The following is a 25,138-nucleotide window of genomic DNA, read 5'->3' on the forward strand; positions in this document are numbered from 1 at the left end:
GCTGCCCGGTCGGGCAGCGCCCCAGCGCCGTCTCGGTGTCACCCGTGGTGGGTCAGGCCGCGACCGCCCCGATCTGCTGCGGCTGCGCGGCCGTCCCGTCCGCGGCGCCCGCACCGGCGGAGGCCGCCTGCCGGGACCGCTGGAGCAGGTGGGCGACCCACCAGCCGATCCCGCGCAGGGCGCAGACGATCGTGGTGGCGTAGAACAGGGTGTAGACGACGTTGAACACCATCAGGACCCCGTAGACCATGGCGACCGAGGAGCCGAACATGAACTGCGCCTTGGCCTTCATCGGCGTCGTTCCCGGGTCGCTGATCATGTAGTTGGTGAACAGCACGAAGGCGACGCCGGTCATCGCGCCGAGCGCGGAGAACAGCGCGACGTCCCAGATCCAGTGCCGGATGAACGCCTGGATGGCGAACGCGCCGAGCCAGCCGACGATCAGCGGGGTCCGCTTGGTGAGCAGCGCGTTGATCACCGTGCCCGCGGTGGCGATGATCAGCGGGATCATCACGCGGAAGAAGGTGTTCGCGTTCTCGGTGAACTGGTACGGCGGCGAGATGCTGAACCAGGAGCCGAAGCACAGCAGCGACATGGTGATCCCGAAGTTGGACGGGTTCATGTAGTGCCGCATCCGGCCCGCGATCGGCGCCTGCAGGGCGTGCTTGCCGCCGACGCCGATGACCACCCCGAAGAACAGCGGCAGCAGCTGGTTGTTGCCGTAGGTCAGCATGTTGACCGCGAGCGCCGTGATGTGCGCCGGCAGCAGGAACTCGTAGACCCCCCGCACACCGTTGCCGCGGAAGCGCGGCGAGCGGCGCTGGGCCCAGGCGCTGATCAGCTCGAAGCAGATCTCACAGGCGTAGGCGGTGAACACCGCGATGAACGGCCACAGCCAGGGCTGTTCGAAGCCGAGCAGGGTGTAGCCGAAGATGTTGAACACGCTGATGGAGATCGCGAAGTTCCGCAGGGCGAGGTAGCGCGGGTCCTTGGGCTTCGCGGGGGCGGCCGGCGCGGCCGCCGGGGCCCCGCCGGGGTGGGCTTGCGCGGTCGCGCTCATCGGTTCGGGACCTCCTGGACGTCACTGGTCAGCATCAGGGAGTGGGTGCCGGGGGTGATCTCCTGGGTCTTCTCGTGCAGCCCGCCGGTGGCGTCCCGCCACTTCAGCTTGACGGTGACCGGCCCCTGGTGGGAGCCGAGGCCGAAGCGCACGTCGAAGCTGCGGTAGCCGCCGTGGCCGCCTCCGCCGTCGAGCTGGGAGATCTGGTTGCCGTCCGGGGTCATGACGCACACGGTGGCGCCGTACGCCGGGGCCCCGGTGTTCACCAGGCCCTGGCCCGCCCCGCCCTCGGCGGTCGGCCGGTAGAGCCGCAGGTTCAGCTGGCTGCCGAGGTTCGGCGAGGTGTTGGCGTAGAAGGCGGGCGGCCCCCACTGGCGGGCGACGGCGAAGTCCAGCTTGCCGGTACCGGTGGTGTCACCGGTGGCGAGGCCGCGGGTCGGGGTCGGCACGGCGATGCCCAGCTGGGAGCTGATGTTGACGTACGGGCCGCCGGGGGTCTTGGCGTAGAAGGCGACGGCCTCGTCGCCGGCGATGTCGTCGCCCGGCTGGACGTTGGGCCACATCGCGGGGTTGGAGAGCAGGTCGTCGTTGGTCATGGCCATCTCCTGCAGCCACGGCCAGCGGTTGATCTTGCCCTTCACGAAGCCGGTCGCCTGGAGGACGTTGAGCTCGCCGCTGTTGAGGAAGTCGCCCATCTTGGCGTCCCAGCCCCACCCGCTCCAGGCCATCCCGTGTTCCTGGGCCTCCTGCTTGAACGGTGCGATGCCGTCGGCGAGTTTGGCCTGCATGTCGGCCTCGTCCTTGGCCTTGTTGATCCAGACGAAGTTGCTCTCCTCCAGGCCCCAGGCGACGGCGATGTTGCTGACCATCATGTCGAACTTGCCGTCGCGGCCGAGGTCGCCGAAGTCGACGCCCATGCCCTTGAAGGAGCCGTTGCCGAGCACGAAGGACTTGGGCGTGGTCGGGGTGCGCTCGCCCTTGGCCTCGGTGAGCTCGATGTGCCCGGGCGTCGACCGGTTGTAGAGCAGGTGCCCGTGGCCGAAGTCGTTGGCGATGTACAGCTCGGGCAGTCCGTCGCCGGTCAGGTCGGCGCCGGAGATGGCGAGGGTCCACCCGGTCGACGCGTCGTAGGGGATGGCGCCCTTCTCCTCCACGTAGGACACCGTGGGCTCGGGGCCCGAGGTGCTCTGCTGCCAGCGCAGGACGTGGTCGCCGCCAGCGTTCTTGGCGCTGGACAGCGAGTCGTTCATCTCGACGTTGTTCAGGCCGTTCGGGTCGAGCACGTCGGAGTCGGGGAAGTAGTTGCCGATCACGATCGACGGGTGTCCGCTGCCGTCGAGGTCCCCGACGTAGTCCGCGTCGGTGTTCCAGCGCGGGCCGTGGTACTTCCCGTCCAGCGACTCCGAGGGGATCAGTTCCCGGGGCACGTAGGCGCTCGGGGACACGGTCGTGGCGTCCGACCTCGCCATGAACAGGATCGGCGTCCGGCCCCAGTACGTCACCAGGAGGTCCATCCGGCCGTCCGCGTTGAAGTCCCCGGGGGTGCAGGCGGTGGGCGCCATGGTGTCGTCCATCGGCAGCGGCCTGCCGTCCAGCACGAAGGGCGTGAACCGGTCGGCGTCCCGGGCGGTCGGCGTGTAGGTCACGACCACGCTGTCGGTCCTGGTGTCGACGATGCACATGCTGTCGGCCACACCGTGCCCGGTGAGGTCGTTGATCGCGATGCTGGCCCCGACCGAGGAGATCCACGAACGGATCTTCTGGTAGGCCGGGTTGACGTTCCGGACGGTCTTCATCGGCCGCTGGTCGTAGCCGGGCGGCATCGCGATGGGCATCTCCTTGAAGCCGTACTTCTTCGCGACGTCCTCCGCGCCGGCCACCGCGACCGAGCTCCTCGCCGCGAAGAACAGCGAGGCGGCCACCATGATCACCACCAGGCCCGGTACCAGTCTGCGGAATCGTTCACGGTTTGACACCGAATTCCCCTCTCAGCAGATCGCGTACGACCTTGCTCTCGCATCGAGTGCACAGACGCGGCCGACTCCGGCGGGCGGAAAAAGCCCTGGGTCCTGAATCCGCGTTCCCGAAATGCGACGGTGAATCCCACTTCACGCGCAGGTCTACTGCACGAGCATGAACTCCGCGCGCTCCCACAGGCATCTCTCACATTGCTCACCGGCCCACCCCGGCTTTTGCCAAGAGTTTTCCGGTGGGGGAATACCGCAATTCGGCCGGCCGGACACGCCGAAGCGCCCTCCGGAGGTACGCGGAGGGCGCTTCGGCGGGGTGCGTGCGGTGTCAGCGGGGGTCGGTGCCCGCCGGGCGGGTCCGTGGCCGGCGGGGGGCCCGCGGGGGTCAGTAGCGGGCGGAGGCCCCCGGCGGCACGTCGTGGCGCATCCACCCCTCCGGGTCCACCCGACGGCGCACCCGGTCCAGCCGCTCGACGGCGGCGGCGGACAGGTGCCGCTGCGGCTGCTCCAGGCGCTCGACCAGGGTCGGCGCGGTCCGGCCGGTGTCCCAGGGCGCCAGGGCGGAGCGGACCTCGGCGCAGTGCGCCCGGACCGCCGCCGCCGAGGCCGGGTCGACCGCCAGGCCGCCGGCCGTGAAGGCGAAGGCGGCGTCGAGGTGGCTCAGCGCCCCGCCGTTCGGATCGGGCACCGCGAGCGCGCCGCCCAGCTGCCGCAGCTCGGCGTTGACCAGCGGCGAACCCGAGCCCTCACCGAGCACCTTGAGGAACGTCTCGGCGCCGTCCGCGCCGAGTTCGGAGAGCAGCTGGTGGTCCCCGAGCACCGGCACCGGGTCGGTCGGGTCCATGTGGGTGCCGACCACGGCCGACGGCGTGGTGGTGCACCAGGTGTCCAGCACCGGCCCGGCGACCACGCGGAACCGGCCGAGCAGGTCCGCGGCCTGGCGTTCGGCGGTCGCCAGGCCGTCCTCGGTCGGGCTGAGCACCACGCCGGCCAGGCACACCACCGGGCCGCCGGTCAGCTCCGGCGGGATGCCGGGCACGGCCGGCAGGTTCATCACCCGGAACACGGTGGTGACGTCCTCGGGCGCGTCCCCGGTCCAGTGCAGCCAGCGGGACAGCAGCTCGGCGCCGTGCGAGGCGGGCCAGAACGCCGCGCCGGTGACCACCCGGGCCGCCGGGAAGAGCCCGATCTCGACCGCGGTGACGACGCCGAAGCCGCCGCCACCCCCGCGCAGCGCCCAGAACAGCTCCGGGTCCTCGCTCGCCGAGACCCGCCGGAACTCGCCGTCCGGGGTGACGAGTTCGACCGCCCGGACGCTGTTCACGGCGAGCCCGGCCCGGCGGCCGTAGAAGCTGATCCCGCCGCGCAGCAGGTATCCGACCACCCCGACCGTGGGCGAGGTGCCGTGCGGCGCGGCCAGCCCGTGCGCGGCGGCGGCCTCGACCACCTCGCCCCAGCGCGTCCCGGCCGGGACGCGGGCGGTGCGGGCCACCGGGTCGACCACCACCGGGCCGTCGGGCTCGGTGCGGATCAGCAGGGCGTCGTCCATCGGGCGGGCCGAGGAGGCGGCGTGCCCGGTGGCGTGCACCCGGACCCACCGCCCCGCGTGCCGGGCGTGGCGCAGCGCCGCCCGGACCTGCTCGACGGTGCGGACCGTCACCGCCGCCGCGGGCCGGACCGGGGCGGCCAGGTTGAACACGGCGGTCGCGGCGGTGTAGGCGGGCTCCCCGGGCAGCGCGACGGCCTGCTCGGTCTCGGTCATGACTGGAACTCCTCGGTTCGGCGGGCTGTGCGACGGACTGTTCGGCGGACTCTCGGCGGCCTGCTCGACGGGCTGTTCGCCGGCCAGGCTCTCAGCGGCCCGCTCGGCGGCCCGCTCGACGGGCTACTTGACACCGAACCGGGCGCGGGCGAGCTCCCGGGTGGTCACCGCGGACAGGAAGACGCCGATCCCGGAGTGGCTGTGCAGGGTGGACAGGTCGCGCCAGACCCGCTCGATCCGCTCGCCGTGCCGCACCGAGCTGGACCCCGCCGTCGGGAACAGCTGCCCCTCCACGGCGTGCCAGCACAGCCGGATCACCTCGCGGCAGATGGTGGCCAGGCGCAGGTCGTGCTCCCGGGTGAAGGCGCCCGGCCCCCGGGCGCACAGCTCCTGCCACTGGGTGACCGCCTGGAGCACGGCCGCCTCGGCCGTGGCGATCATGCCGGCCGCCTCGCCGTACCAGAACTGGTAGTCCGGGTCCTCGGCGCGGGTGACCACGGGCGGGAACAGCGTCGTGCGGGAGACCATCAGCTCCCCGTAGGCGTCCAGCGCGCCCTGGGCCATGCCCACGGCGAGCGAGGCGACCTCCAGCACCATGAAGCTGAGCGAGCCGCCGCCGTACTCCGGGTTGCCGTGCAGCCGGTACCCGGGCGTGCCCCCGTCGCCGTCGACGAGGACCTCGCTCATGTGCGTGCGCGGGAGGGTCAGGTGGTCCGGGACCCGGCCGTCCTCGATCACGATGCTGTGCGAGCCACTGCCCTTGAGGCCCAGTTGGCCGCCCCAGTCGTCGAGCCGGCGGAACTGCTCGCGCGGGGCGACGAAGAGCATCGGCGCCGGCGGTTCGCCGTCCTCGCCGGGCATCGGCACGTGCCCCATGAAGTGCGTCGCGTACGGCGAGCCGGAGCAGTAGTTCCAGGTGCCGTCGATCCGCCAGCCGCCGTCCCCGTCCCGCTCCGCCGTGCCGTTCGGGACGATGGTGGCCGGGCAGATGAAGTCGCCGCCGGCGAACAGCTCGGCCTGCGCGCGCTCGCCGAACAGCGAGGCCGCGGGCAGGGCGTGGGTGGCGCCGAGGCAGTACATCCAGCCGGTCGACGGGCAGCCGCGGGCCAGGGTCATCGCCACCCGCAGGAACGTGTCGATGCCGAACTCGTAGCCGCCGTACCGTTTCGGGACGAGGATCCGGTAGAAGCCGGCCCGGGCGAACGCCTCGTGGGTGTCCTGGGCGTAGTAGGTACGCTGTTCGGTCTCGGCCTGCCGGGGCACCAGGAGCGGCGCGATGGCCTCGGCCCTGGCGATGATCTCCTCGGGTGTCGGACCGGGCTCGGTCGGCTGCGGCGAGCCGGACCCTGCGGCATTCGTGGCGACCGTCATGTGCGCGCGGCTCCTCTACGGTTCGGGCGGGCTTTCCCGCGGGACTTTCCCGGCCAGCGTCGCGCGCGGCCCGGCCGGGCCGCATCTCCCTGATTGCCAGCACGATCGAAGAACCGCGGCGGCAGGGCGGTTGCTACGGTTCCGGGGCGAATTCGCCCCGGAACCAGTGAGAGGAATTCCCATGAGCCTCGACGGAAAGCCGCAGTCGGACGCACCGGTGAGCAGGACGCCACTCTCCTTCAACCAGGAATTCCTCTGCGGTTTCGACCGCGGCGACGACGAGGGGCCGTTCGGCCCGCGGTTCCACATCGTGCACGGCTGGCGGCTGCGCGGGAAGGTCGACGCCGCGACGCTGCAACTGGCCCTGGACGACGTGGTGGTGCGGCACGAGGCGCTGCGCACCGCCATCGTCCGGGGCGAGGGCGAGCGGTACCAGGAGATCCACCCGCCCACCCCGGTCCGGCTGGAGCTGCGGGAGCTGTCCGGAGCGGATCCGGCGGCCCGCGACCAGGCGGTCGAGGACCTGATCACCGAGGTCGAGTCGGGCACCATCAGCGCCCGCGAACTCCCGCTGCTGAAGGCGACGTTGCTCCGTTTCGACGAGGAGGACGCGGTCCTGGCGCTGGTCGTGCACCACACCGCGGCCGACGGCTGGTCGGTGCGGCTGATCATCCGCGACCTCGCCGTCCGCTACGCCGAGCGCCGCGGGCACACGCAGCCCGAGCTGCCGAACGCCCTGCCGTACCGCGAGTTCTCGGTCTGGCAGCGTGAGTACGCCGAGGATCCGGCGCTCGAGGAGTCGCGCGACTTCTGGCGGGAACACCTGGCCGGCGCCCGGATCTACTCGGTGGCCACCGACCGGCCGAAGTCCTCCGGCCTGCCGGAGTCCACCGCCGTGTACCGCTTCACCGTCGACGCCGAACTGACCGGGCGGGCGGTGGAGATCGGCCGGGCGCTGCGCAGCACGCCGTTCATGGTGCTGATGGGCGCCTTCGCGGTGATGGTGGCGCGGGAGACCGGAACGACCCGGGTGGTGGTGCCCACCTTCTCACCGGGGCGCGGCGAGGACCGTTTCCACCACACCGTCGGGCCGTTCTTCAACTTCCTCCCGCTGTGCACGGAGCTCGGTGGGGCCCGCGACTTCGCGGAGGTGGTCTCCCGGATCCGCACCACCAGCCTGGAGGCGTACGCCCACGACATCCCGTTCGGGCAGATCCTCGGCCAGGCACCGGAGTTGATGCTGCCGACGCTGGAGGACGGCCGGGCCGCCTGTGTCTTCCAGGTCTTCCCGTTCCCGTTCCTGCTGGACGGGGAGCTGATCGGGGACCTGGAGTTCACCGAGGTGCGCCGCCGGCTCACCTCGCAGCCGGTGGGCTCGGACGTGCCGAACGGCGCGCTGTGGACGCTCAACCTGGATCCGGCCGGGGACGTGGTCGCCGGCATCCAGTACAACAGCAACCTCTACGACGAGAGCTCGCTGGCGGAGCAGGTGGACCGCTTCCGCGAGGTGCTGCGGGAGCTGGTCGGCGCGCCGGACGCGCCCCTGGACCTCCGCCCCGAGCGTTCCTGAGAGCGGGAAACGGGTCCGACGCCCCCCGACCTGGCGGGGGGCGTCGGACCCGTTCGTTCCTCAGCCGACCCTGATCGGGCCGCGGGGGCGCAGGCCCCGGCAGGCGTCGTTGTAGTGGTCCAGCAGCCGCTGGGCCTCCGCGTTGGCCCGGGCGAAGCGGACCCGCGGGTCCACGTCGGTGACCAGGACGTCGTGCATGGCGGTGGTCAGGACGTCCTGGATCCCGGCGAACTCCCCGAGCAGCGCGCCCCGGGCGGCCGGCGAGCCGGAGTTGGCGGCGAGCTGGTCGATCGCCGTGCGGAAGTGCGGGTTGCGCCGGAACCAGCCCTCCTGCTCCAGCAGTTCGATCGCCCCGCCGGTGACCGGGATGAACCCGGTCTCCCGGTGCCGCTCGGCGGCGGTCCGCGGCGTGTTCAGGTACTGCATGAAGGCCAGGGCGCCGTCCTGGGTCTCCTGGTCCAGGCCGGCGGCCAGCCAGAGGGCGTCCCCGCCGATCACGTTGCCCGCGTACGGCACCCGGTCGTTGTACGGCATCCGGCAGGCCCGGACCTCGAAGCCGCCGTCCCGGCCGGCCTGGGCCATCCGGGCCGCCTCGACCGAGGTGGTGAGGGTGAAGGCGACCTCCTGGTCGGCGAAGGCGCGGAAGTTGCCGTCCCAGTCGACCTCGGTGTTCACCCGGCTCGGGTGGTAGCGGTACAGGCCCGCCCGGTGCAGCCCGCGCCACCACTCGACGTAGGCCAGCATCGCGTCCGAGTCGAGGTACAACCGTTCGGCGCGGCCGGACCGGCCGTTGTCCTGGTCGGCCAGCAGCGCCCCCTGCTGGGCCACCGACTGCTGGAACCACCAGCCGTGGTTGGGCCAGGTGATCGCGTGGGCCGGCCCGTCCGGGAGCGCGGCGACGGCCCGGCAGGCCGCCTCGATCCCGGCCCAGGTCTGCGGGACCTCGGTGATCCCGGCCCGCTCCAGCAGGGTGGTGTTGGCGTAGAGCAGGGTGGTCGAGGTGAGCGGCGGCATGGCCGCCACCGCGCCGTCGTGGGTGTAGTAGTGCCGGGCGGCGGGCGCGACGTCGCCGAGCACGACCGGCTCGCCGAGGATCTCGGTGCGGCCGGCGATCGCCCGCTCGACCGAGGTGAACAGCGGTGACCCGTCGGGCCGTCGGGCGTCGAGGGCGTCCCGGGTCGAGGTGTAGAAGTACTGCGCGATGGTCGGCGCCTCCCCCTTGAGGACGGCGTCGTGGACGGTCTGCGGCACCGACAGCCAGTCCGCGCCGGTGACCCTGATCCGGTACTCGGGATGGTTGGCCGTGAACTTCTCCGCCAACTCCCTTGTCCGGTCGAGAAAGTACGGCATGAACGGATAGAGCGGCACCACGATGTCGATGTCGGTTCGCTTGCTCATTCCGGAGTCCTTCCTGCACAGGCCGGGCGATTCAGATGCTCATGCTCCGGGGGCGGCCGGGCCTGGGCATCTCCGCAAGTGCTGAGTCCGGCCGCCCCGACCACCCGGGGGAGGGCAAGCGCGCACGCCGGGAGAAGCGGCCTCCGCATCCGGGCTGGCACGCTCGATCCGTCCGGTGAACTGGCAGCAAGGAGAGGCGTCTGATGGCCGAAGCCCGGGAGACCACCGCCGGAGATGCGCGCGGGACCCGCCCGCTGACCGGGGCGGAGTACATCGAGAGCCTTCGCGACGACCGGGAGATCTATCTCTACGGCGACCGGGTCAAGGACGTCACGACCCACCCGGCGTTCCACAATCCGGTCCGGATGACCGCACGGCTCTACGACGCCCTGCACGATCCCCGGCACCGGCCGGTGCTGACCGCGCCGGTCGACAGCGGCGGCGAGGGCTACACCCACCGCTTCTTCACCACCCCGCGCAGCGCGGAGGACCTGGTCGGCGACCAGCAGGCGATCGCCGCCTGGGCGCGGATGAGCTACGGCTGGATGGGCCGCAGCCCCGACTACAAGGCGTCCTTCCTCGGCACCCTGGGCGCGAACGCGGACTTCTACGAGCCGTTCGCGGACAACGCCCGGCGCTGGTACGCGGAGTCGCAGGAGAAGGTGCTGTACTGGAACCACGCGATCGTGCACCCGCCGGTCGACCGGAGCCTGCCGCCGGACCAGGTGAAGGACGTCTTCATCCACGCCGAGCGGGAGACCGACGCCGGCCTGGTGGTGTCCGGCGCGAAGGTGGTCGCCACCGGCTCCGCGCTGACGCACTACAACTTCATCGCGCACTACGGCCTGCCGATCAAGGACCGCACCTTCGCCCTGGTGGCCACCGTGCCGATGAACGCGCCCGGGATGAAGCTGATCTGCCGCCCGTCGTACACCGCGACGGCGGCGGCGATGGGCAGCCCGTTCGACCACCCGCTGTCGTCCCGGCTGGACGAGAACGACACCATCCTGGTGCTCGACAAGGTGCTCATCCCCTGGGAGAACGTCTTCGTCTACGGCCAGCCGGAGAAGATCCGGATGTTCACCGGCCAGTCGGGCTTCATCGAGCGGTTCACCTTCCACGGCTGCACCCGGCTCGCGGTGAAGCTGGAGTTCATCGCCGGGCTGCTGGCCAAGGCGCTGGACATCACCGGCACCGGCGACTTCCGCGGGGTGCAGAGCCGGCTCGGCGAGGTGCTGGCCTGGCGCAACCTGTTCTGGGGGCTGTCGGACGCGGCCGCCCGCAACCCGGTCGCCTGGCGCAACGGCGCGGTGCTGCCCAACTCCCAGTACGGGCTGGCCTACCGGTGGTTCATGCAGACGGGCTACCCGCGGATCAGGGAGATCGTGCTCCAGGACGTGGCCAGCGGGCTGATCTACGTCAACTCCAGCGCCAAGGACTTCGACAACCCGGAGATCCGGCCCTACCTGGACCGGTTCCTGCGCGGCTCCGGCGGCGTGGACGCGGTCGAGCGGGTCAAGGTGATGAAACTGCTCTGGGACGCCGTCGGCAGCGAGTTCGGCGGCCGCCACGAGCTGTACGAGCGCAACTACGCCGGCAGTCACGAGAACACCCGGATCGAGCTGCTCTTCGCCCAGCTCGCCAACGGCCAGCTGGACTCCTACAAGGGCCTGGTCGACGAGTGCCTGGCGGAGTACGACCTGAACGGGTGGACCGTACCCGATCTGTCCTCCTTCGCCGACCTGAGCGACTCCGTCCACGGGCTGCTCGACAGCTGATCCGGGCACCGACAACCAATCGATCAGGATCGGAGGGCATGGTGGCTTCCCCTTCCCTTCAGGGGCATTTCACGGAACAGGCGCTCAGGACACCGGACGCGATCGCCGTGTCGTCCGGCGAAGTCCGGCTCAGCTACCGCGAGTTGGACGAACGGGCGAACCGGCTGGCGCACCGGCTGGGCGAACTCGGCGTGGTGGCCGAGTCACCGGTCGCGGTGCTGATGGAACGCTCGGCGGACCTGGTGGTGGCGATCCTGGCCGTGCTCAAGGCCGGCGGCTGCTACCTCCCGCTGCACAGCGCCTACCCGCTGCCGCGCAAGCAGTGGATCGTGGAGCACTGCGCGGCGCCGGTGCTGCTGACCGACGAGGCGATGAGCCGGCACGGCCTGCCGGAGGTCCCCGAGGTGGTCGTCGTCGACGGCGAGAAGGGTCTCGCCGGCCTCCCGGCGACGGACCCGGCCGTCCCCGTCGACCCGGACCGGCTCGCCTACGTGATCCACACCTCGGGCTCCACCGGGGTGCCGAAGGGCGTCGCGATCGCCCACCGGGACGCGCTGGGCCTGGCCCTGGACTCGATCTGGGCGGACGGCCGGCACGAGCGGGTGCTGATGGTGGCGCCGTACGCCTTCAACGTCTCCACGTACGAGTTGTGGGTGCCGCTGCTGCACGGCGGGCGGATCGTGGTGGCGCCGCCCGGCGACCTCGACGTGCACGCCCTGCGCGGGCTGATCGCGGGGGAACGGATCACCGGCATCCACCTGACCGCGGGCCTCTTCCGGGTGCTGGCGGAGGAGGACCCGGGCTGCCTGGCCGGGGTGCGCGAGGTGCTCACCGGCGGCGACGTCATCGCCCCCTCGGCCGTCCAGCGGGTGCTGGAGCACAACCCCGGCCTGGTGGTGCGCGCGATGTACGGCGCGACCGAGGCGACTCTCTTCAGCACCAGCTCGCCGATGACCGCCCCCTACCGGGCGGACGGCCCGGTGGGCGTCGGCCGGCCGATGGACGACGTGCGGCTGCACGTCCTGGACGCCGAGCTGCGGCCGGTGCCGGTCGGCGGGGTGGGAGAGCTCCACATCGCCGGACGCGGCCTGGCCCGCGGCTACTACAACCGGCCCGACCTCACGGCCGAACGCTTCGTGGCCAACCCCTTCGACGCGCCGGGCGAGCGGATGTACCGCACCGGGGACCTGGTCCGGGTCGACCGGGACGGCCTGCTGGAGTACCTCGGCCGGGCCAACGACCAGCTCAAGGTGATGGGCTTCCGGGTGGAGCCCGCCGAGGTGGAGGCGGCGCTGGCGCGCTACCCCGGCCTGGCCCATGTCGCCGTGGTGGCACGGGAGTCGGAGTCCGGGGACAAGCGCCTGGTCGCCTACTACGTCCCGGAGTCCGACGCGGTCGAGGCGGGTGCGCTGCGGGCGCACGCGGTGGAGCAGCTGCCGGCGTACATGGTGCCGACGGCCTTCGTGAGCGTGCCGGCCCTCCCGCTGACCCCCAACGGCAAGCTGGACCGGCGGGCGCTGCCCGAGCCGGTGGCCGAGGCCGCCCGCCGGGCGCCGGCGACCGAGCGGCAGCGGCAGCTGTGCGCGCTGTTCGCCGAGGTGCTCGGGGTGCCCGAGATCGGCGTCGACGACAGCTTCTTCGAGGTGGGCGGCCAGTCCCTGGACGCGATGCGGCTGGTCAGCCGGATCCGGGCGGCGCTCGACGTCCGCCTCACCGTCACCGACTTCTTCGACGTCCCCTCGGTGGCCGCCCTGGAAGCCCTGCTGGACCGGGCGGAGGGAGAACGGGGATGACCAGCCCCTTCGACGCCGACGACGGCGAGTTCACGGTGTTGGCCAACGCGGAGGGCCGGTTCTCGCTCTGGCCGGCCGCCGTCGCGGTGCCGGCGGGCTGGAAGCCCGTGCACGGGCCGACCGGACGGGCCGCCGCCCTCGCGTACGTGAACGCGCACTGGACCGATCTGAGGCCGAAGAGCCTCACCGGGCGCCCGGCCGGGCAGCCCGACGACTGACGAGGAGTCTGACATGAGCCTCGACGCGGGTCAGGAGACCTTCTGCGGCATGCTCGTCGACCACATCACCTGCTACGTCGCCGACCTGGCGGTCACCACCGAGTGGCTGGTCCACGGGTACGGCCTGGAAGTGTACGCGGGCTCGGCCCCGCAGGCGTCGGACGTCCGCTCGGTGGCGGTCGGCCGCAACGGCATCCGGGTGCTGCTCAGCCAGCCGCTGCCGGGCGACCACCCGGGGGCCGCGTACGTGGAGAAGCACGGGGACGGGGTGGCCGACATCGCGCTGCGCGTCCCGGACGCCCGGGCCGCCTTCGCGGCGGCCGTGCGGCGCGGTGCCCGCCCCGTCGCCGGGCCGGTCGCCGACGGCGAGCTGGTCACCGCGACCATCATGGGCGTCGGCGACATCGCCCACACCTTCGTCCAGCGCTCGGACCGGGCCGACGAGCGGACGCTGCCCGGGCTGACGCCGGTCGACACCGACCCGGCCGCGCCGGACTTGGGCCTGCGGGAGGTCGACCACTTCGCGATCTGCGTCGAACCCGGGCAGATCGACGCGACGGTCGCCTTCTACCGCGAGGTCCTCGACTTCGAGCTGATCTTCACGGAGCGGATCGAGGTCAACGGGCAGGTGATGATCACCAAGGTGGTGCAGAACGGCACCGTCACCTTCACGCTGATCGAACCGGACCAGTCCCGGGTCAGCGGCCACCTGGACGAGTTCCTGAAGGACCACGGCGGCCCCGGGGTGCAGCACGTCGCCTTCACCACGGACGACATCGTGCGCTCGGTCGACGCGATCGCCGCCCGGGGCGTGGAGTTCCTGGGCACCCCGCAGGCGTACTACCGGCTGCTGCCGGACCGCCTCACCCCGCTGCGGCACTCGGTGGCGGAGCTGGAGCGGCTGAACCTCCTGATCGACCAGGACCACGACGGTCAGCTGTTCCAGATCTTCGCCAAGTCCGTGCACCCCCGCAACACCCTCTTCCTGGAGGTCATCGAGCGGATGGGGGCCCGCTCCTTCGGCAGCGGCAACATCAAGGCGCTCTACCAGGCCATCGAGCACCAGCAGGGCAGGGGCACCGGCGATGACGCGTGACGGGATCTTCGACGAGCGGTTCCGCAGCGCGGTGGAGCGGCTGCGGGTGCCCGGCATGGGGACGGAGGTGGTGGCGCCGCTGCTCTCCCACCTGATCCACCTGGCCCGGCCCCGCCGGGTGCTGGAGGTCGGCATGGGGTACACCACCCCGTTCCTGGCGAAGGCCCTGGCCGAGGCCGAGGAGCTGGCCGAGGCCGAGGCGGCCGCGCTGGTCCGCAAGACCGGCCCGTACCTCGCGGCCGGCCGGGAGCTGGACGAGGCGTGGATCGACAGCGAGCCCGCGCTGCTGCTGCCGGCCGGCTACCGCGAGCCGTACCGGCCGCGGTTCGTGGCGATCGACGACCTCTCGGACTCCGGCTCCTCGGCCCCGCTGGTGACGGAGGTGCTGGGCGAACTCGGCCTCGCCGAGCGGGTCACCGTCGTCAACTCCGACATGCGCGGCGCCGTCGGCCGCCTCCCCGAGGAGTTCCGGCCGATCGACTTCGCCTGGGTGGACGCCTGGGACTGCCTCTACTTCTTCGAGAACTTCTGGGAGTTGATCGATCCGGACGGCGGGATCGTGGTCATGCACTACCTGATGACCTACCCCGAGGGCGAGGCGATCCTGGAGTACATCGCCGACACCCAGCGGATGGCCCCCGGCGAGTTCGAGATGCTGAACCTGTTGGAGAGCCGGAAGCTGCGGCAGAACAGCATGACCGTGCTGCGCCGCACCAGCGGCAGCCGGCCCCGGCAGTACTCCGACACCGGTCAACGCCCGCGCCTCGGCGGCCAGGTGCGCGAGGACGCCGTCGCGCTGGCCCGGTCGCTGGGGGCCCGGGCCAACCGCTGAGCCCGGGCCGGACCGCGCGGGCAATCTGGAAGATGGCGGCCTCCGCCTGCCTGGATAGATTGATTCACATCCACTGCGAGCCTTGCGAACAGAGGGGAACCACCGGCATGAGCACACTCTCCGAGGACCCGAACAGCGTCAAGTTCGTCTACTGGGACAACCTCACCTACGCGCCCACGGGCTCGCGCTCGCCGGAGGAGTGGGATCCGGTCCTCGGCGCCCGCCTCTACGAGAGCTACCTCGACCACTGCGTCGAGGCCGAGCGCCTCGGCTACGCCGGCCTGAGCGTGCCGGAGCACTTCGGCCCGTCGTCGCTCTCCCCGCACCCGAACATCATGCTCGCCGCGCTCGCCGCGCGGACCACCAGGGCCCGGCTGGTCACGGGCGTGAACATGGCCCTGCTGCACCACCCGCTGCACCTCGCCGAGCAGTTCACCATGCTCGACGTGCTCTCCAACGGGCGCCTGGAGATCGGCCTGGGCCGGCGCGGCGACCGGGACGCCTTCGAGCACAACGCCGGCCTCATCGACGGCGCCGTCAACCGGATCGACCACCCGGTGGCGCAGGGCGACCTGACCGCCGCGTACACCGCCTTCCTCCAGGACACCGAGGTCGCGAAGGTCACCGTGTGGCCCCGGCCGGTGCAGCCGAACGTGCCGCTGTGGGTGGCGGCCGAGACGGACGGGTCCCTCGCCATGGCGGCCCGCCGCGGCTGGAACGTGTTCACCGGGCTGAACCTCGACCCGGCGGCCGGCGGCATGTCCAAGATCAGCGTGGACGAGATGGTCACCCGCCTGCACCGCTACTTCGAGGTCGGCAAGGAGCACGGACACGAGCTGTCCATGGCGAACACCGCGGCGAGCTGCTTCACCGTGATCGCCGACACCGACCGCGAGGCCGCCGAGATCGTCCGCGCCGGCTTCGTCTCGCACATCGAGACGGCCGGCGGGGTCCTGGCGCGGATGGCCGGCGCCTCTCCCGCCGACAGCCCGCTGTCGTCGCTGGCGAAGGAGGGCGACACCGGGGTGCAGGGCGTGTTCGAGGCCCCCGCGGAGTCCTACCTCCGCAACCCGTTCGCCCTGGTCGGGTCACCCGAGACGGTCCGGGCCAAGCTGGACGCGCTGGTGTCCGCCGGCTTCCGGCGGTTCGTGCTGTTCTGCGGCGGCGTCGGCACCGCGCACGAGGTCGGCTGGCAGTCGGCCAGGGCGATGGCCGAGGACGTGGCCCCCGAGCTGTTCGCCCCCAACGCCGGCTAGCCGGCCGCCCCGGCCCGGGGAACGCGCCCCGTCCCGACGGCGAGGGACCGGGACGGGGCGGGTTCCCCCGGCCGTGCGGGAGGACCCCGGGACCCGACGGCCGGCACCCGGGGCGACCTGGGCCGGCCGCGCACGTGGAAGGACGAACGAGCATGAGCGACAAGGCGGTCGATCCGACCGGGCCGACGGTGGTCCGGCCCGGGGACCCGCGGTACGAGAACCTCGTCCAGGGCTACAACCACCGCTTCGTCGGACGACCCGACCGGGTGCACGTGGTGACCGGCACCGAGGAGGTGGTGGCGGCCGTCGACGAGGCGGTGGCGGCGGGCAGGCGGATCGCGGTCCGCAGCGGCGGGCACTGCTTCGAGGACTTCACCGCCTCGCCCGACGTCCAGGTGCTGCTGGACGTGTCCCAACTGAACGGCATCTCCTACGATCCCGCCCGGCGCGCGATCGAGGTCGGCTCCGGCGCCCTGCTGGGGGACGTCTACCGGACCCTCTTCAAGCGCTGGGGCGTGACGATCCCGGCCGGCACCTGCCTGGACGTCGGCGTCGGCGGCCACTTCACGGCCGGCGGCTACGGGCACCTCTCGCGCCGCGACGGCCTGGTGGTCGACCACCTGCACGCCGTCGAGGTGGTGGTCGTCGACGAGTCCGGCCGGGCCCGCGCGGTGGTGGCGACCGCCGACCCCGAGGACCCGCACCACGACCTCTGGTGGGCGCACACCGGCGGAGGCGGCGGCAACTTCGGCGTGGTGACCAGGTACTGGCTGCGCACCCCGGGGGCCGACGCCACGGACCCGGCCCTGCTGCTGCCCAGGGCTCCGGCCCGGGTGTGGAAGCGGACGGTGATGTGGCCCTGGGACGGGATGACCGAACGGGCCCTCACCACCCTGCTGCGCAACTACTGCACCTGGTACGAGAACCACGACGACGCCGACGCGCCGGCGGCCGGCCTCTGGAGCAACCTGATCGTCACCCACCGGGACTCCGGGGCGTTCGGGATGGTCGTGGTGATCGACCACGACGGGCCCGACGCCGAGAAGGTGCTGGCCGAGCACTTCGACGCGGTCAGCGCGGGGGTCGGGGTGGAGCCCTCGGTGCACCTCACCGAGGTCGTCCCCTGGCTGAGCTCCTGGCTGCCCTCGTACAGCTTCCCGAACGACCCGAAGGGGCGCTACAAGGACAAGGCCGCCTACCTGCGCAAGGGCTTCACCGATCGCCAACTCGGGGTGATCTGGCGCTACCTGACCGATCCGGAGCACATCAACCCGATGTCCTGCCTGGTGGTCGCCGGCTTCGGCGGGAAGGTCAACACCGTCGCCCCCGACGCCACCGCCGCCGTCCAGCGGGACTCCGTCCTGAAGGTGCTCTACGGCGGCGGCGTCTGGCAGTCCGCGGACCAGGACGAGGCCTGCGTCTCCTGGATCCGGGAGTTCTACCGCGAGGTCCACGCCGGGACCGGCGGGGTCCCCGTCTCCGACGGGTACACCGACGGCGCCTACATCGGCTACCCCGACAGCGACCTGGCCGACCCCGCGTGGAACACCTCGGGGGTGCCGTGGTCGACGCTCTACTACGGCGCCAACTACCCCCGCCTGCAACGGGTCAAGCGGACGTACGACCCCCGGAACGTGTTCCGCCACGCACTGTCGATCGAACCAACCGACGCACATCCGGACTTGCTGGAGGATCAGGATGCTTGAGGACAAGGTCGTCGTGGTCTCGGGGGTCGGCCCCGGCCTGGGACGCTCGATAGCCCTGCGCGCCGCGAACGCGGGGGCTGACGTGGTGCTCGCCGCCCGGACCGGCGCCCGGATCGCGGAGATCGCCGAGGAGGTCGAGCGGACCGGGCGCCGGGCGCTGGCGGTGCCGACCGACATCACCGACGACGAGTCGGCCGCCGCCCTGGTCAAGGCCGCGACGGAGACCTTCGGCCGGATCGACGCCCTGGTCAACAACGCCTTCGCGGTGCCGCCCCTGGTGGACCTCGGTGAGGTCGAACTGTCCGACGTACGAGCCGGGTTCGAGACCAACGTCTACGCCGCGCTGCGGCTCACCCGGCTGTTCTCCCCCGCCCTGGCCGAGAACCGGGGCTCGGTCGTCATGATCAACTCCGCGGTGATCCGGCACTCCAAGCGGCTGTTCGGGGCCTACAAGATGAGCAAGGCCGCCCTGCTGTCGCTGGCGCAGAGCCTGGCCACCGAACTCGGCCCGCAGGGCGTCCGGGTGAACACCGTCGCCCCCGGCTACATCTGGGCGGACGCGCTGCGCGAGGGCTTCGGCCAGTGGGCGGCACAGCGCGGCGTCACCGTCCAGGACATCTACGACGAGGTCGCGGCCACCCTCGACCTCGGCCGGCTTCCCGAGCCGGACGAGGTCGCCGACGCCGTGCTGTTCCTGATGTCCCCGCTCTCCCGCGCCGTCACCGGCCACTGCCTGGACGTCAACGCCGGCGAGTACCACCACTGAACCGCCCGGACCCAACGGAAGTCGAGGATCAGCGGTGACACAGAACACGGAGCCGTCCGGGGCGCTGGCCGCCGGACGGGAACGCGCGAGACCCGGCGGCGGTGCGGCCGCGGCCGCACCGAGCTGGTGGCAGAGCCCCTGGGTGACGGCCCTGGCCGTCCTGGTGGTCTTCAACCTGGTGTACGCCTTCCCCCGCTACCTGACCGGCGGCCCGGGGCAGGCGCGGATCCCCCTGGACGCGGGCTTCCCGGCGCACTACGCCGTCCTGGTGGGGCACGTCGTCTTCGGCAACATCTCGATGGTGACGGTCTTCCTCCAGGTCCTGCCGTGGATCCGCCGCCACTACCCGGCGGTGCACCGGGTGAGCGGCCGGGTGTACGTCTTCGCCGGGGCACTGCCCGGCGGGCTGCTGGCCCTGGTGCTGCTGCCCTACTCCACCGCCCCGAGCGGCCAGATCGGTCTGGCCATGATGGGCGGGCTCTGGCTGCTCACCACCGTGCTCGGGCTGCGGGCCGCCCTCCAGCGCCGGTACGTCGACCACCGGCGCTGGATGGTCTACAGCTTCGCGATGGCCCTCGGCACCAGCTGGGGCCGGGTGGTGGTCGAGCTGATGGGGCACATCCCGGGCTTCCGGCTCGACCTCGCGACGCTGCTGGAGGTCGCCAACTGGGCGGGCTGGGTGGTCAATCTGCTGGTCGCCCACTGGTGGCTGGAGCGGACCGGCCCCCGGGCCGCCCAGCTGGTGCGCTGACGTCGGTCCCCGCGCGGCCGGCCGTGAACCCTCACGGCCGGCCGCGCCTTTCCGTGCCCGGCCCCGGCCCGCCGCATACCGGCGGGCCGGAAACGTCGAGAACGGCCCGTCGGCTCCGACGTCTCCTGTGAGGACCCCCCGGAGACGCCCGGGGACCACCGGCCCAAGGAGTGAGAATCATGAAGTACCTGCTCGTGATGCACATGGACCCGGTGCTGTGGGAGGGCCTGTCCGTGGACGAGCAGCAGGCCGTCTACGCCGGCCACGGCGACTTCATGAAGCTCATCAAGGAGTCCGGCGAACTGGTCACCACGCAGGCGCTGGCGGTGCCGGAGCAGAGCACGACCGTCCGGGTCCGCGACGACGGCCCGGTGCACAGCGACGGGCCGTACCTGGACACCAAGGAGTTCGTCTGCGGCTTCTACCTGGTCGACGTCGAGACCCGGGAGCGCGCGATCGAGCTGGCCGCGCTGATCCCGGACGCCCGGCACACGGGGGTCGAGGTCCGTCAGGTGATGTTCGAGCAGGGCCTGGAGATGTGACGGACCCGGGGCCCGGCTCCCGCCCCCGCGGACGGGGGTGGGAGCCGGGCCCCGGGTCGGTGCGCGAAAGCCGACGGCGGGCCGGGCCGTCGTGCCCGGCCCGGCCCGCCGCTGGATTCCGGGAATCAGTCGACGATCTCCATCTGGCCCATCATTCCCGCCGAGGAGTGCTCCAGCATGTGGCAGTGGTACATGTACCGGCCGAGGTAGTCGGTGAAGGTCGCCTGGACCCGGACGGAGGTGCCGGGCGGAAGCGGCACGGTGTCCTTCAGGCCGGCGTCGCCGGGCAGCGGTGGCCGGCCGTCCCGGTCCAGCACCCGGAACTCCGCGAGGTGCAGGTGGAACGAGTGCTGGATCGGGCCGTACTTGGTGGCGCTGTCACCGTTGGTGACCGTCCAGATCTCGGTGGCCCCGCGCCGGATCCGCTGGTCGACCCGGTCCGGGTCGAACGCCAGCCCGTTGACCAGGCCGACCGGCGTGCCGTTCAGGTCGAAGGAGAGCGTCAGCTCGCGGTGGACCGTGGCCGGCGGCAGCTCGGGAAGCGGGCGCAGGACGGCGGGCACCCTGCTGCGGTCGTGCCCCCGGCGGTCCACCCTGAACTGGAGCACCGGCTCGACCCGGTCGTCGCCGGTGAACTGGCCCTGGTTGGTGAGCGCGGCCCGGCTGCCGACCTTCAGCCCCGAGAAGTCCACGACCACCTCCACCCGCTCGCCGGCGGCGAGCGGGAAGTCCGTCCCGGTCCGGTCGACGGGCGCGGGCAGCAGACCGCCGTCCGAGCCGATCTGGAGGACCGGCAGGGAGCCGAAGTTCAGCTTCAGGAACCGCAGGGTCGAGCTGTTCAGCAAGCGCAGCCGGTACTTGCGGGCGGCCACCGGGAAGTACGGCTTGGAGCGGCCGTTGACCAGGATCACGTCCCGCTTCGCCGGGTCGCCGTGCACCAGTCGGCCGTCGGCGTCGAACTCGGCGTCGCGGATCGCGATCGGGACGTCGTACTCGCCTCCGGGCAGGTCGTACCGGTGCTCGTCCTCGCCCTCGATCAGGTAGAAGCCGTGCATGCCGCGGTAGACGTGCTCGGCCTCGCTGTGGTGGCTGTGGTCGTGGTACCAGAGCGTGGCGCCGGGCTGGCGGTTCGGGTACTCGTAGCGGCGCTCGCCGCCCGGGTCGATGAGCTGCATCGGGTGCCCGTCGCTGTCCGCCGGGACGTGGCCGCCGTGCAGGTGCACGTTGACGGCCTCGGGCAGCCGGTTGCGGTAGGTGACCAGGACCCGGCGGCCCTCCCGGGCCCGGATCGTCGGGCCGACGAAGCCGCCGCCGTAGGTCAGGCAGCTGGTCCGGACGCCCGGGAGCAGCTCCAGGTCGGCGGCCATGACGTCGAGCCGGTAGACGTCGGTGTCGTCGGTCCGCGCCACCGGCCGCAGGGTCGGCGGGACCGGCATCCGCACGGCGAACGGCCCCTTGGCCGGCGCCCCGGCGGCGGCCGGTGCGGGCGCCAGCGGCTTCCCGCCGACCAGCGCGCCCACCGGCAGCGCGACCCCGGTGGCCGCCGCGATGCCCGCGAGGCCCAGAAATCTTCGCCTGTACAGGGTGTCCTCCCCACATCGGTACACATGCGTTCACTTCGAGGACATGACGGATCGTCAGGTGTAGCTCACGACCGCGCGGAAGCGCGCCTCGCCCCGGTCGACCCGCTCGACCGCCTCGGCGACCCGCTCCTTGGGGAAGGTCTCGATCATCGGCGTGACGGCGCCGGACGCGACCAGGTCCAGCGCCTCGGTGAGCTGGTCCAGGCCGTTGTGGGTGGCGCCGATCACCTGCTGGCGCTGCGCCCAGAACGGGCTGGTGGGCGGGATGGTGAAGGAGTCGACCGGGTCGATCGTGGCGAGCACGATCCGGCCGTTCGGCCGCAGCCCCTGGAGGGAGTCGGTGGCGGCCCGGTAGGAGGTGCCGGTCACCAGGACGACGTCGGCGCCGCCGGCCGCCCGCAGCTGCTCGCCGTCGGCGACCACGTGGTCCGCCCCGAGCGTGCGGGCCAGCCCGTGCTTGTCCGGCGAGCGGGTGACGGCCACCGTCTCGAACCCGGCGGCGTGGGCGAACTGCACGGCGAGGTGGCCCAGTCCGCCGATCCCGAGGACCGCGACCCGCTCGTGCGGCGCCGGGTCGGCGGCGCGCAGCGCGCTCCAGGCGGTGTACCCCGCGCACAGCACCGGCGCGGCGGCCTCGTACGAGAGGGCGTCCGGCAGCAGCACCGTGCTCCCGGCCGCCACCGCGACGTACTCCGCGTGGCCGCCCTGGACGGTGAGGCCGCTCATCACCGACTCCGGGCAGTTCATCCCGGACTGCCCGGTGAGCGGGAGGTTGAGCCGGCAGTAGTCGCACCGGCCGCAGGTCGCCTGCACCCAGGTGGTGCCGACCCGGTCCCCGACCCGGCGGGTGGTCACTCCCGGGCCGACCGCGACGACCTCACCGGCGGCCTCGTGGCCGACCACCACCGGGTCGAGCGGCGGGAAGGGGAAGACGCCCTGGCTGACCCAGAGGTCGTTGTGGCAGAGCCCGCAGGCGTGGACCCGGATCAGCACCTGGCCCGGACCTGCCTCGGGGGTGGGGACCTCGCGCAGTTCCCAGCGCGCCTTGGCCTCGGGTACGACGGCAGCCCACATCAGGCCGACCTCCCTTTCGTGTCAGCGGGTTCGCGGCGTGAGGCGGACCGGGAGGGTCTGCACGCCGTTCATGATGAAGGTGACCTGAGGCTCCAGTTCCCCGGCGGGAACGGCGAGTTCTAGGTCGGGGAAGCGGCGGAACAGCGCGGCGAGGGCGACCTCGGCCTCCATCCGGGCCAGCGGCATGCCGATGCAGCGGTAGACGCCGTGGCCGAAGGAGAGGTGCTCCTTGTCCGGCCGGGCGGCGTCGAAGGCGTCCGCGCTGTCGCCGTGCACGGCGCGGTCGCGGCCCACCGCCGCGAAGTTGATCAGGACCGGTTCGCCCTTGGGGATGACGACGCCGCCGAGTTCGATGTCCTCCACCGCGAAGCGGAACGGCAGGTGGGCGACCGGCGCCTCGACGCGCAGGGTCTCCTCGATCACGTCCGCCCAGCTCACCGCGCCGCTGCGGAGCAGCGCCAGCTGCTCGGGGTGGGTGAGCAGGGCCCGGGTCGCGTTGGCGAGCAGGTTCATCACCGGCTCGGTGCCGGTGGCGAGCAACAGGTGCAGGGTGCCGACGAGTTCGGAGTCGTTCAGCCGGGAGCCGTCCTCCTCCTGGGCCTGGACCAGGTCGCTGGTCAGGTCGTCGCCGGGGGTGCGGCGCTTGGACTCGACGAACTCCGTCATCTCCCGGTGCCACTGCTCGACGTTGGCCGCCGACTCCTCGGGGGTGAGGGTGGTGTCGATGTTCGCCTCGCCGCCGCGGAGCATCTGCGCGCGGTCCTCGGCCGGCACGCCGAACAGGTCGCAGATCACCCGGGCGGGCATCGGGCGGGCGAAGCGGGCCTTGAGGTCCACCACCTCGCCGGGGGCGCAGCGGTCCAGCTCGTCCAGCAGCTCCTCGACCGCCTTCTCGACCTCGGCCCGCATGGCCTCGACCCGGCGCGGGGTGAAGGCTCCGGCGGTCAGCTTGCGCAGCCGGGTGTGGTCGGCGCCGTACCTGGTGGTGAGGTTGTCCATCAGCACCCAGCCGATCAGCGGGAAGTCCTCGCCGATCCGGCCCTCGGCGAACGCCGTCCAGTGCTGCCGCGGGTCCTTGGACAGCCGGTGGTCGGTCATGGCCTGTCGGGCGAGCTCGTGGTCGGCGATCGACCAGGCGAGCACCCCGCCGGGCAGTTCGATGCGGGCGACCGGGCCGTTCGCCCGGATCCGGGCGGCCTCGCCGTGGATGTCGTGTCCGGCGGGGTCGATGACGACGGGTTCGGGGATTGCCATGGTGAGCCTCCGGCGATCGGTGGGAACGGTGGGAGGGGCAGGCCGGGGACAGGGCCGCTGGCGGCGGCCCTGTCGCCCGGGGCATCGGTTACAGGTAGAGGGTGTTGGGCCCGAGGCCGCAGGCGACCCGCCCGTAGAGTTCGAGGTTGGTGTTGGGGTGCAGGATGCCGTGCAGGTTGAGGGTCTGGACGTCCCGCTCGATGCGCTGGATCGGCACCGTGGTGTAGATCGAGGAGCCGCCGCTGGCGGTGTTGAGGATGTCCACCGCCTCCTTGGTGCGCGCGCAGACCGCGCCGAGGTCGAGCCGGATCCGGGCCCGCTCCTCCAGGGTCCACTCCTCGCCGGTGGGGCCCTTGGTGTCGAGCAGGGTGGCGGCGCGGTGGGCGTGGAACTCCACCTCGTCGATCCTGGTGATGGCGTCGGCCACCTGGATGTGGGTCACCGGGGCCTCGGCCTGGTTGGCGTACTCGGTGTAGCTGATCTTCCGGCCGGGGAGCCGCTCGAAGAACGCCTCCCGGGCGGCCTTGGCCAGCCCGAGGGCGGGCGCGGCCACCGTGGCGCACGCGGTGGGCATGAACGGCGCGCGGTAGATGGGCGCCTCGGCGTTCGCCAGGGAGCGGTGCCGGCCCTGGAGCACCGGGACCATCGGCAGCACCCGCGGCTCGGGGACGAACAGGTCGGTGGCGACGGTGGTGACGCTGCCGGATCCGCGCAGGCCGGTGGTGTGCCAGTCGTCGACGATCTCCAGCTCCGCGAGCGGGACCGCCACCATGATCGGCTGCGGCCCGTCCGGGGTCATCAGCACGGCCGCGTTGGTGTTCCAGGCACTGTGCAGCGCACCGGAGTTGAAGGTCCACTTGCCGTTCAGCAGCACGCCGCCCTCGACCGGCACGGCGACCGCGGTCGGGCTGAGGATGCCGCTCACCCGGACGTCCGGGTCGGCGAAGACCTCGTCCTGCACCTCGTCCGGGAACAGGCCGGCCATCCAGGAGCTGATCGCGTAGACCGCCGCGACCCAGGCCGTGGAGCCGTCGCCGCGGGCCAGCTCGGCGATCACGTCCACCGCGGTGCGCATGTCGGACTCGTAGCCGCCGTAGCGCACCGGGACCCGCATCCGCAGCAGCCCGGAGTCCCTGAGCGCGGCCAGGGTCTCGTCGGACAGCCGGCGGTGCTCCTCGTGCCACAGCGCGTTCTTCTGCAGCAGCGGCACCAAATCGGCGGCACGGCCCACCAGTTCGTCCCTGGACGGGGATTCCTTGGCTGTCATCTGGACTCCTCCGGAGTGGGCGGCCCGCTCGGAACGGTTGGCCGTCCGGGGGCCGCGGTCGTTGATCGGCCCTGTCGAGGCTGGCAGCCGG

The 25,138-nt window shown here is 72.2% G+C and carries 20 protein-coding genes; 11 read left to right on the forward strand and 9 right to left on the reverse strand.

Annotation, left to right across the window (positions count from 1 at the left end):
* Nucleotides 1-52 precede the first annotated feature (52 nt).
* The 4 genes from ACZ7RU_RS13325 to ACZ7RU_RS13340 form a co-directional block, all read right to left on the reverse strand.
* Nucleotides 53-1,060: an enediyne biosynthesis protein gene (locus ACZ7RU_RS13325; protein ID WP_470341031.1), complete on the reverse strand. Its 1,008-nt coding sequence runs from the start codon at nt 1,058-1,060 to the stop codon at nt 53-55.
* Nucleotides 1,057-2,985 carry a CRTAC1 family protein gene (locus ACZ7RU_RS13330; protein WP_470341237.1) on the reverse strand — a complete coding sequence of 643 codons (1,929 nt, stop codon included), beginning with the start codon at nt 2,983-2,985 and terminating at the stop codon, nt 1,057-1,059. Before ACZ7RU_RS13330 ends, ACZ7RU_RS13325 begins: the two co-directional genes overlap by 4 nt.
* 430 nt (nt 2,986-3,415) lie before the next feature.
* Nucleotides 3,416-4,792 (reverse strand): FAD-binding oxidoreductase, encoded by a 1,377-nt coding sequence (locus ACZ7RU_RS13335; protein ID WP_470341032.1) that lies wholly within the window; start codon nt 4,790-4,792, stop codon nt 3,416-3,418.
* A gap of 123 nt (nt 4,793-4,915) precedes the next feature.
* Nucleotides 4,916-6,163, reverse strand: a complete 1,248-nt coding sequence (locus ACZ7RU_RS13340) for an acyl-CoA dehydrogenase family protein (RefSeq protein WP_470341033.1) — start codon at nt 6,161-6,163, stop codon at nt 4,916-4,918.
* Nucleotides 6,164-6,344: 181 nt separating this feature from the next.
* Here ACZ7RU_RS13340 and ACZ7RU_RS13345 point away from each other — a divergent pair, with 181 nt between their 5' ends.
* Nucleotides 6,345-7,733, forward strand: coding sequence for a condensation domain-containing protein (locus tag ACZ7RU_RS13345; protein ID WP_470341034.1), 1,389 nt, complete (start codon nt 6,345-6,347; stop codon nt 7,731-7,733).
* A 60-nt stretch (nt 7,734-7,793) separates the two neighbouring features.
* Here ACZ7RU_RS13345 and ACZ7RU_RS13350 read toward each other — a convergent pair whose 3' ends face one another.
* Nucleotides 7,794-9,131: an extracellular solute-binding protein gene (locus tag ACZ7RU_RS13350; protein ID WP_470341035.1), complete on the reverse strand. Its 1,338-nt coding sequence runs from the start codon at nt 9,129-9,131 to the stop codon at nt 7,794-7,796.
* A 203-nt stretch (nt 9,132-9,334) separates the two neighbouring features.
* Between ACZ7RU_RS13350 and ACZ7RU_RS13355 the strand changes: the two genes are divergently transcribed.
* From ACZ7RU_RS13355 to ACZ7RU_RS13400, 10 genes are all read left to right on the forward strand, one after another.
* The gene (locus ACZ7RU_RS13355; protein WP_470341036.1) at nt 9,335-10,909 is read left to right on the forward strand and encodes a 4-hydroxyphenylacetate 3-hydroxylase family protein; all 1,575 of its coding nucleotides are present in this window, start codon (nt 9,335-9,337) and stop codon (nt 10,907-10,909) included.
* A gap of 38 nt (nt 10,910-10,947) precedes the next feature.
* A complete protein-coding gene (locus ACZ7RU_RS13360; protein WP_470341037.1) occupies nt 10,948-12,702 on the forward strand; it encodes an amino acid adenylation domain-containing protein in 1,755 nt (584 codons plus the stop codon).
* On the forward strand, nt 12,699-12,920 hold the full coding sequence (locus ACZ7RU_RS13365) for an MbtH family protein (RefSeq protein ID WP_470341038.1): 222 nt from the start codon (nt 12,699-12,701) through the stop codon (nt 12,918-12,920). Before ACZ7RU_RS13360 ends, ACZ7RU_RS13365 begins: the two co-directional genes overlap by 4 nt.
* Nucleotides 12,921-12,933: 13 nt before the next feature.
* A complete protein-coding gene (gene hppD / locus ACZ7RU_RS13370; RefSeq protein ID WP_470341039.1) occupies nt 12,934-14,016 on the forward strand; it encodes a 4-hydroxyphenylpyruvate dioxygenase in 1,083 nt (360 codons plus the stop codon).
* The gene (locus ACZ7RU_RS13375; protein ID WP_470341040.1) at nt 14,006-14,848 is read left to right on the forward strand and encodes a class I SAM-dependent methyltransferase; all 843 of its coding nucleotides are present in this window, start codon (nt 14,006-14,008) and stop codon (nt 14,846-14,848) included. The genes hppD and ACZ7RU_RS13375 overlap by 11 nt, the downstream gene beginning before the upstream one ends.
* Nucleotides 14,849-14,955: 107 nt before the next feature.
* Nucleotides 14,956-16,104: an LLM class flavin-dependent oxidoreductase gene (locus ACZ7RU_RS13380; protein ID WP_470341041.1), complete on the forward strand. Its 1,149-nt coding sequence runs from the start codon at nt 14,956-14,958 to the stop codon at nt 16,102-16,104.
* Nucleotides 16,105-16,256: 152 nt separating this feature from the next.
* Nucleotides 16,257-17,810 carry an FAD-binding oxidoreductase gene (locus tag ACZ7RU_RS13385; RefSeq protein ID WP_470341042.1) on the forward strand — a complete coding sequence of 518 codons (1,554 nt, stop codon included), beginning with the start codon at nt 16,257-16,259 and terminating at the stop codon, nt 17,808-17,810.
* Nucleotides 17,803-18,576, forward strand: coding sequence for an SDR family oxidoreductase (locus ACZ7RU_RS13390; protein WP_470341043.1), 774 nt, complete (start codon nt 17,803-17,805; stop codon nt 18,574-18,576). Before ACZ7RU_RS13385 ends, ACZ7RU_RS13390 begins: the two co-directional genes overlap by 8 nt.
* Before the next feature lie 34 nt (nt 18,577-18,610).
* On the forward strand, nt 18,611-19,327 hold the full coding sequence (locus ACZ7RU_RS13395) for a DUF2306 domain-containing protein (RefSeq protein ID WP_470341044.1): 717 nt from the start codon (nt 18,611-18,613) through the stop codon (nt 19,325-19,327).
* A gap of 179 nt (nt 19,328-19,506) precedes the next feature.
* On the forward strand, nt 19,507-19,869 hold the full coding sequence (locus ACZ7RU_RS13400; RefSeq protein ID WP_470341045.1) for a YciI family protein: 363 nt from the start codon (nt 19,507-19,509) through the stop codon (nt 19,867-19,869).
* Nucleotides 19,870-19,994: 125 nt separating this feature from the next.
* On the opposite strand, the gene ACZ7RU_RS13405 is transcribed toward ACZ7RU_RS13400, so the two are convergent.
* The 4 genes from ACZ7RU_RS13405 to ACZ7RU_RS13420 form a co-directional block, all read right to left on the reverse strand.
* A complete protein-coding gene (locus ACZ7RU_RS13405; RefSeq protein WP_470341046.1) occupies nt 19,995-21,476 on the reverse strand; it encodes a multicopper oxidase family protein in 1,482 nt (493 codons plus the stop codon).
* Between the two features lie 30 nt (nt 21,477-21,506).
* On the reverse strand, nt 21,507-22,526 hold the full coding sequence (locus ACZ7RU_RS13410; RefSeq protein ID WP_470341047.1) for an alcohol dehydrogenase catalytic domain-containing protein: 1,020 nt from the start codon (nt 22,524-22,526) through the stop codon (nt 21,507-21,509).
* Nucleotides 22,527-22,547: 21 nt separating this feature from the next.
* Complete coding sequence (locus ACZ7RU_RS13415; RefSeq protein WP_470341048.1) at nt 22,548-23,780, reverse strand: cytochrome P450 family protein; 1,233 nt, start codon at nt 23,778-23,780, stop codon at nt 22,548-22,550.
* 88 nt (nt 23,781-23,868) lie between these two features.
* Entirely contained in the window at nt 23,869-25,047 is a 1,179-nt protein-coding gene (locus ACZ7RU_RS13420) for an acyl-CoA dehydrogenase family protein (protein ID WP_470341049.1), read from the reverse strand.
* Between the last annotated feature and the right edge of the window lie 91 nt (nt 25,048-25,138).

The organism is Kitasatospora sp. NPDC114501, assembly GCF_055633695.1.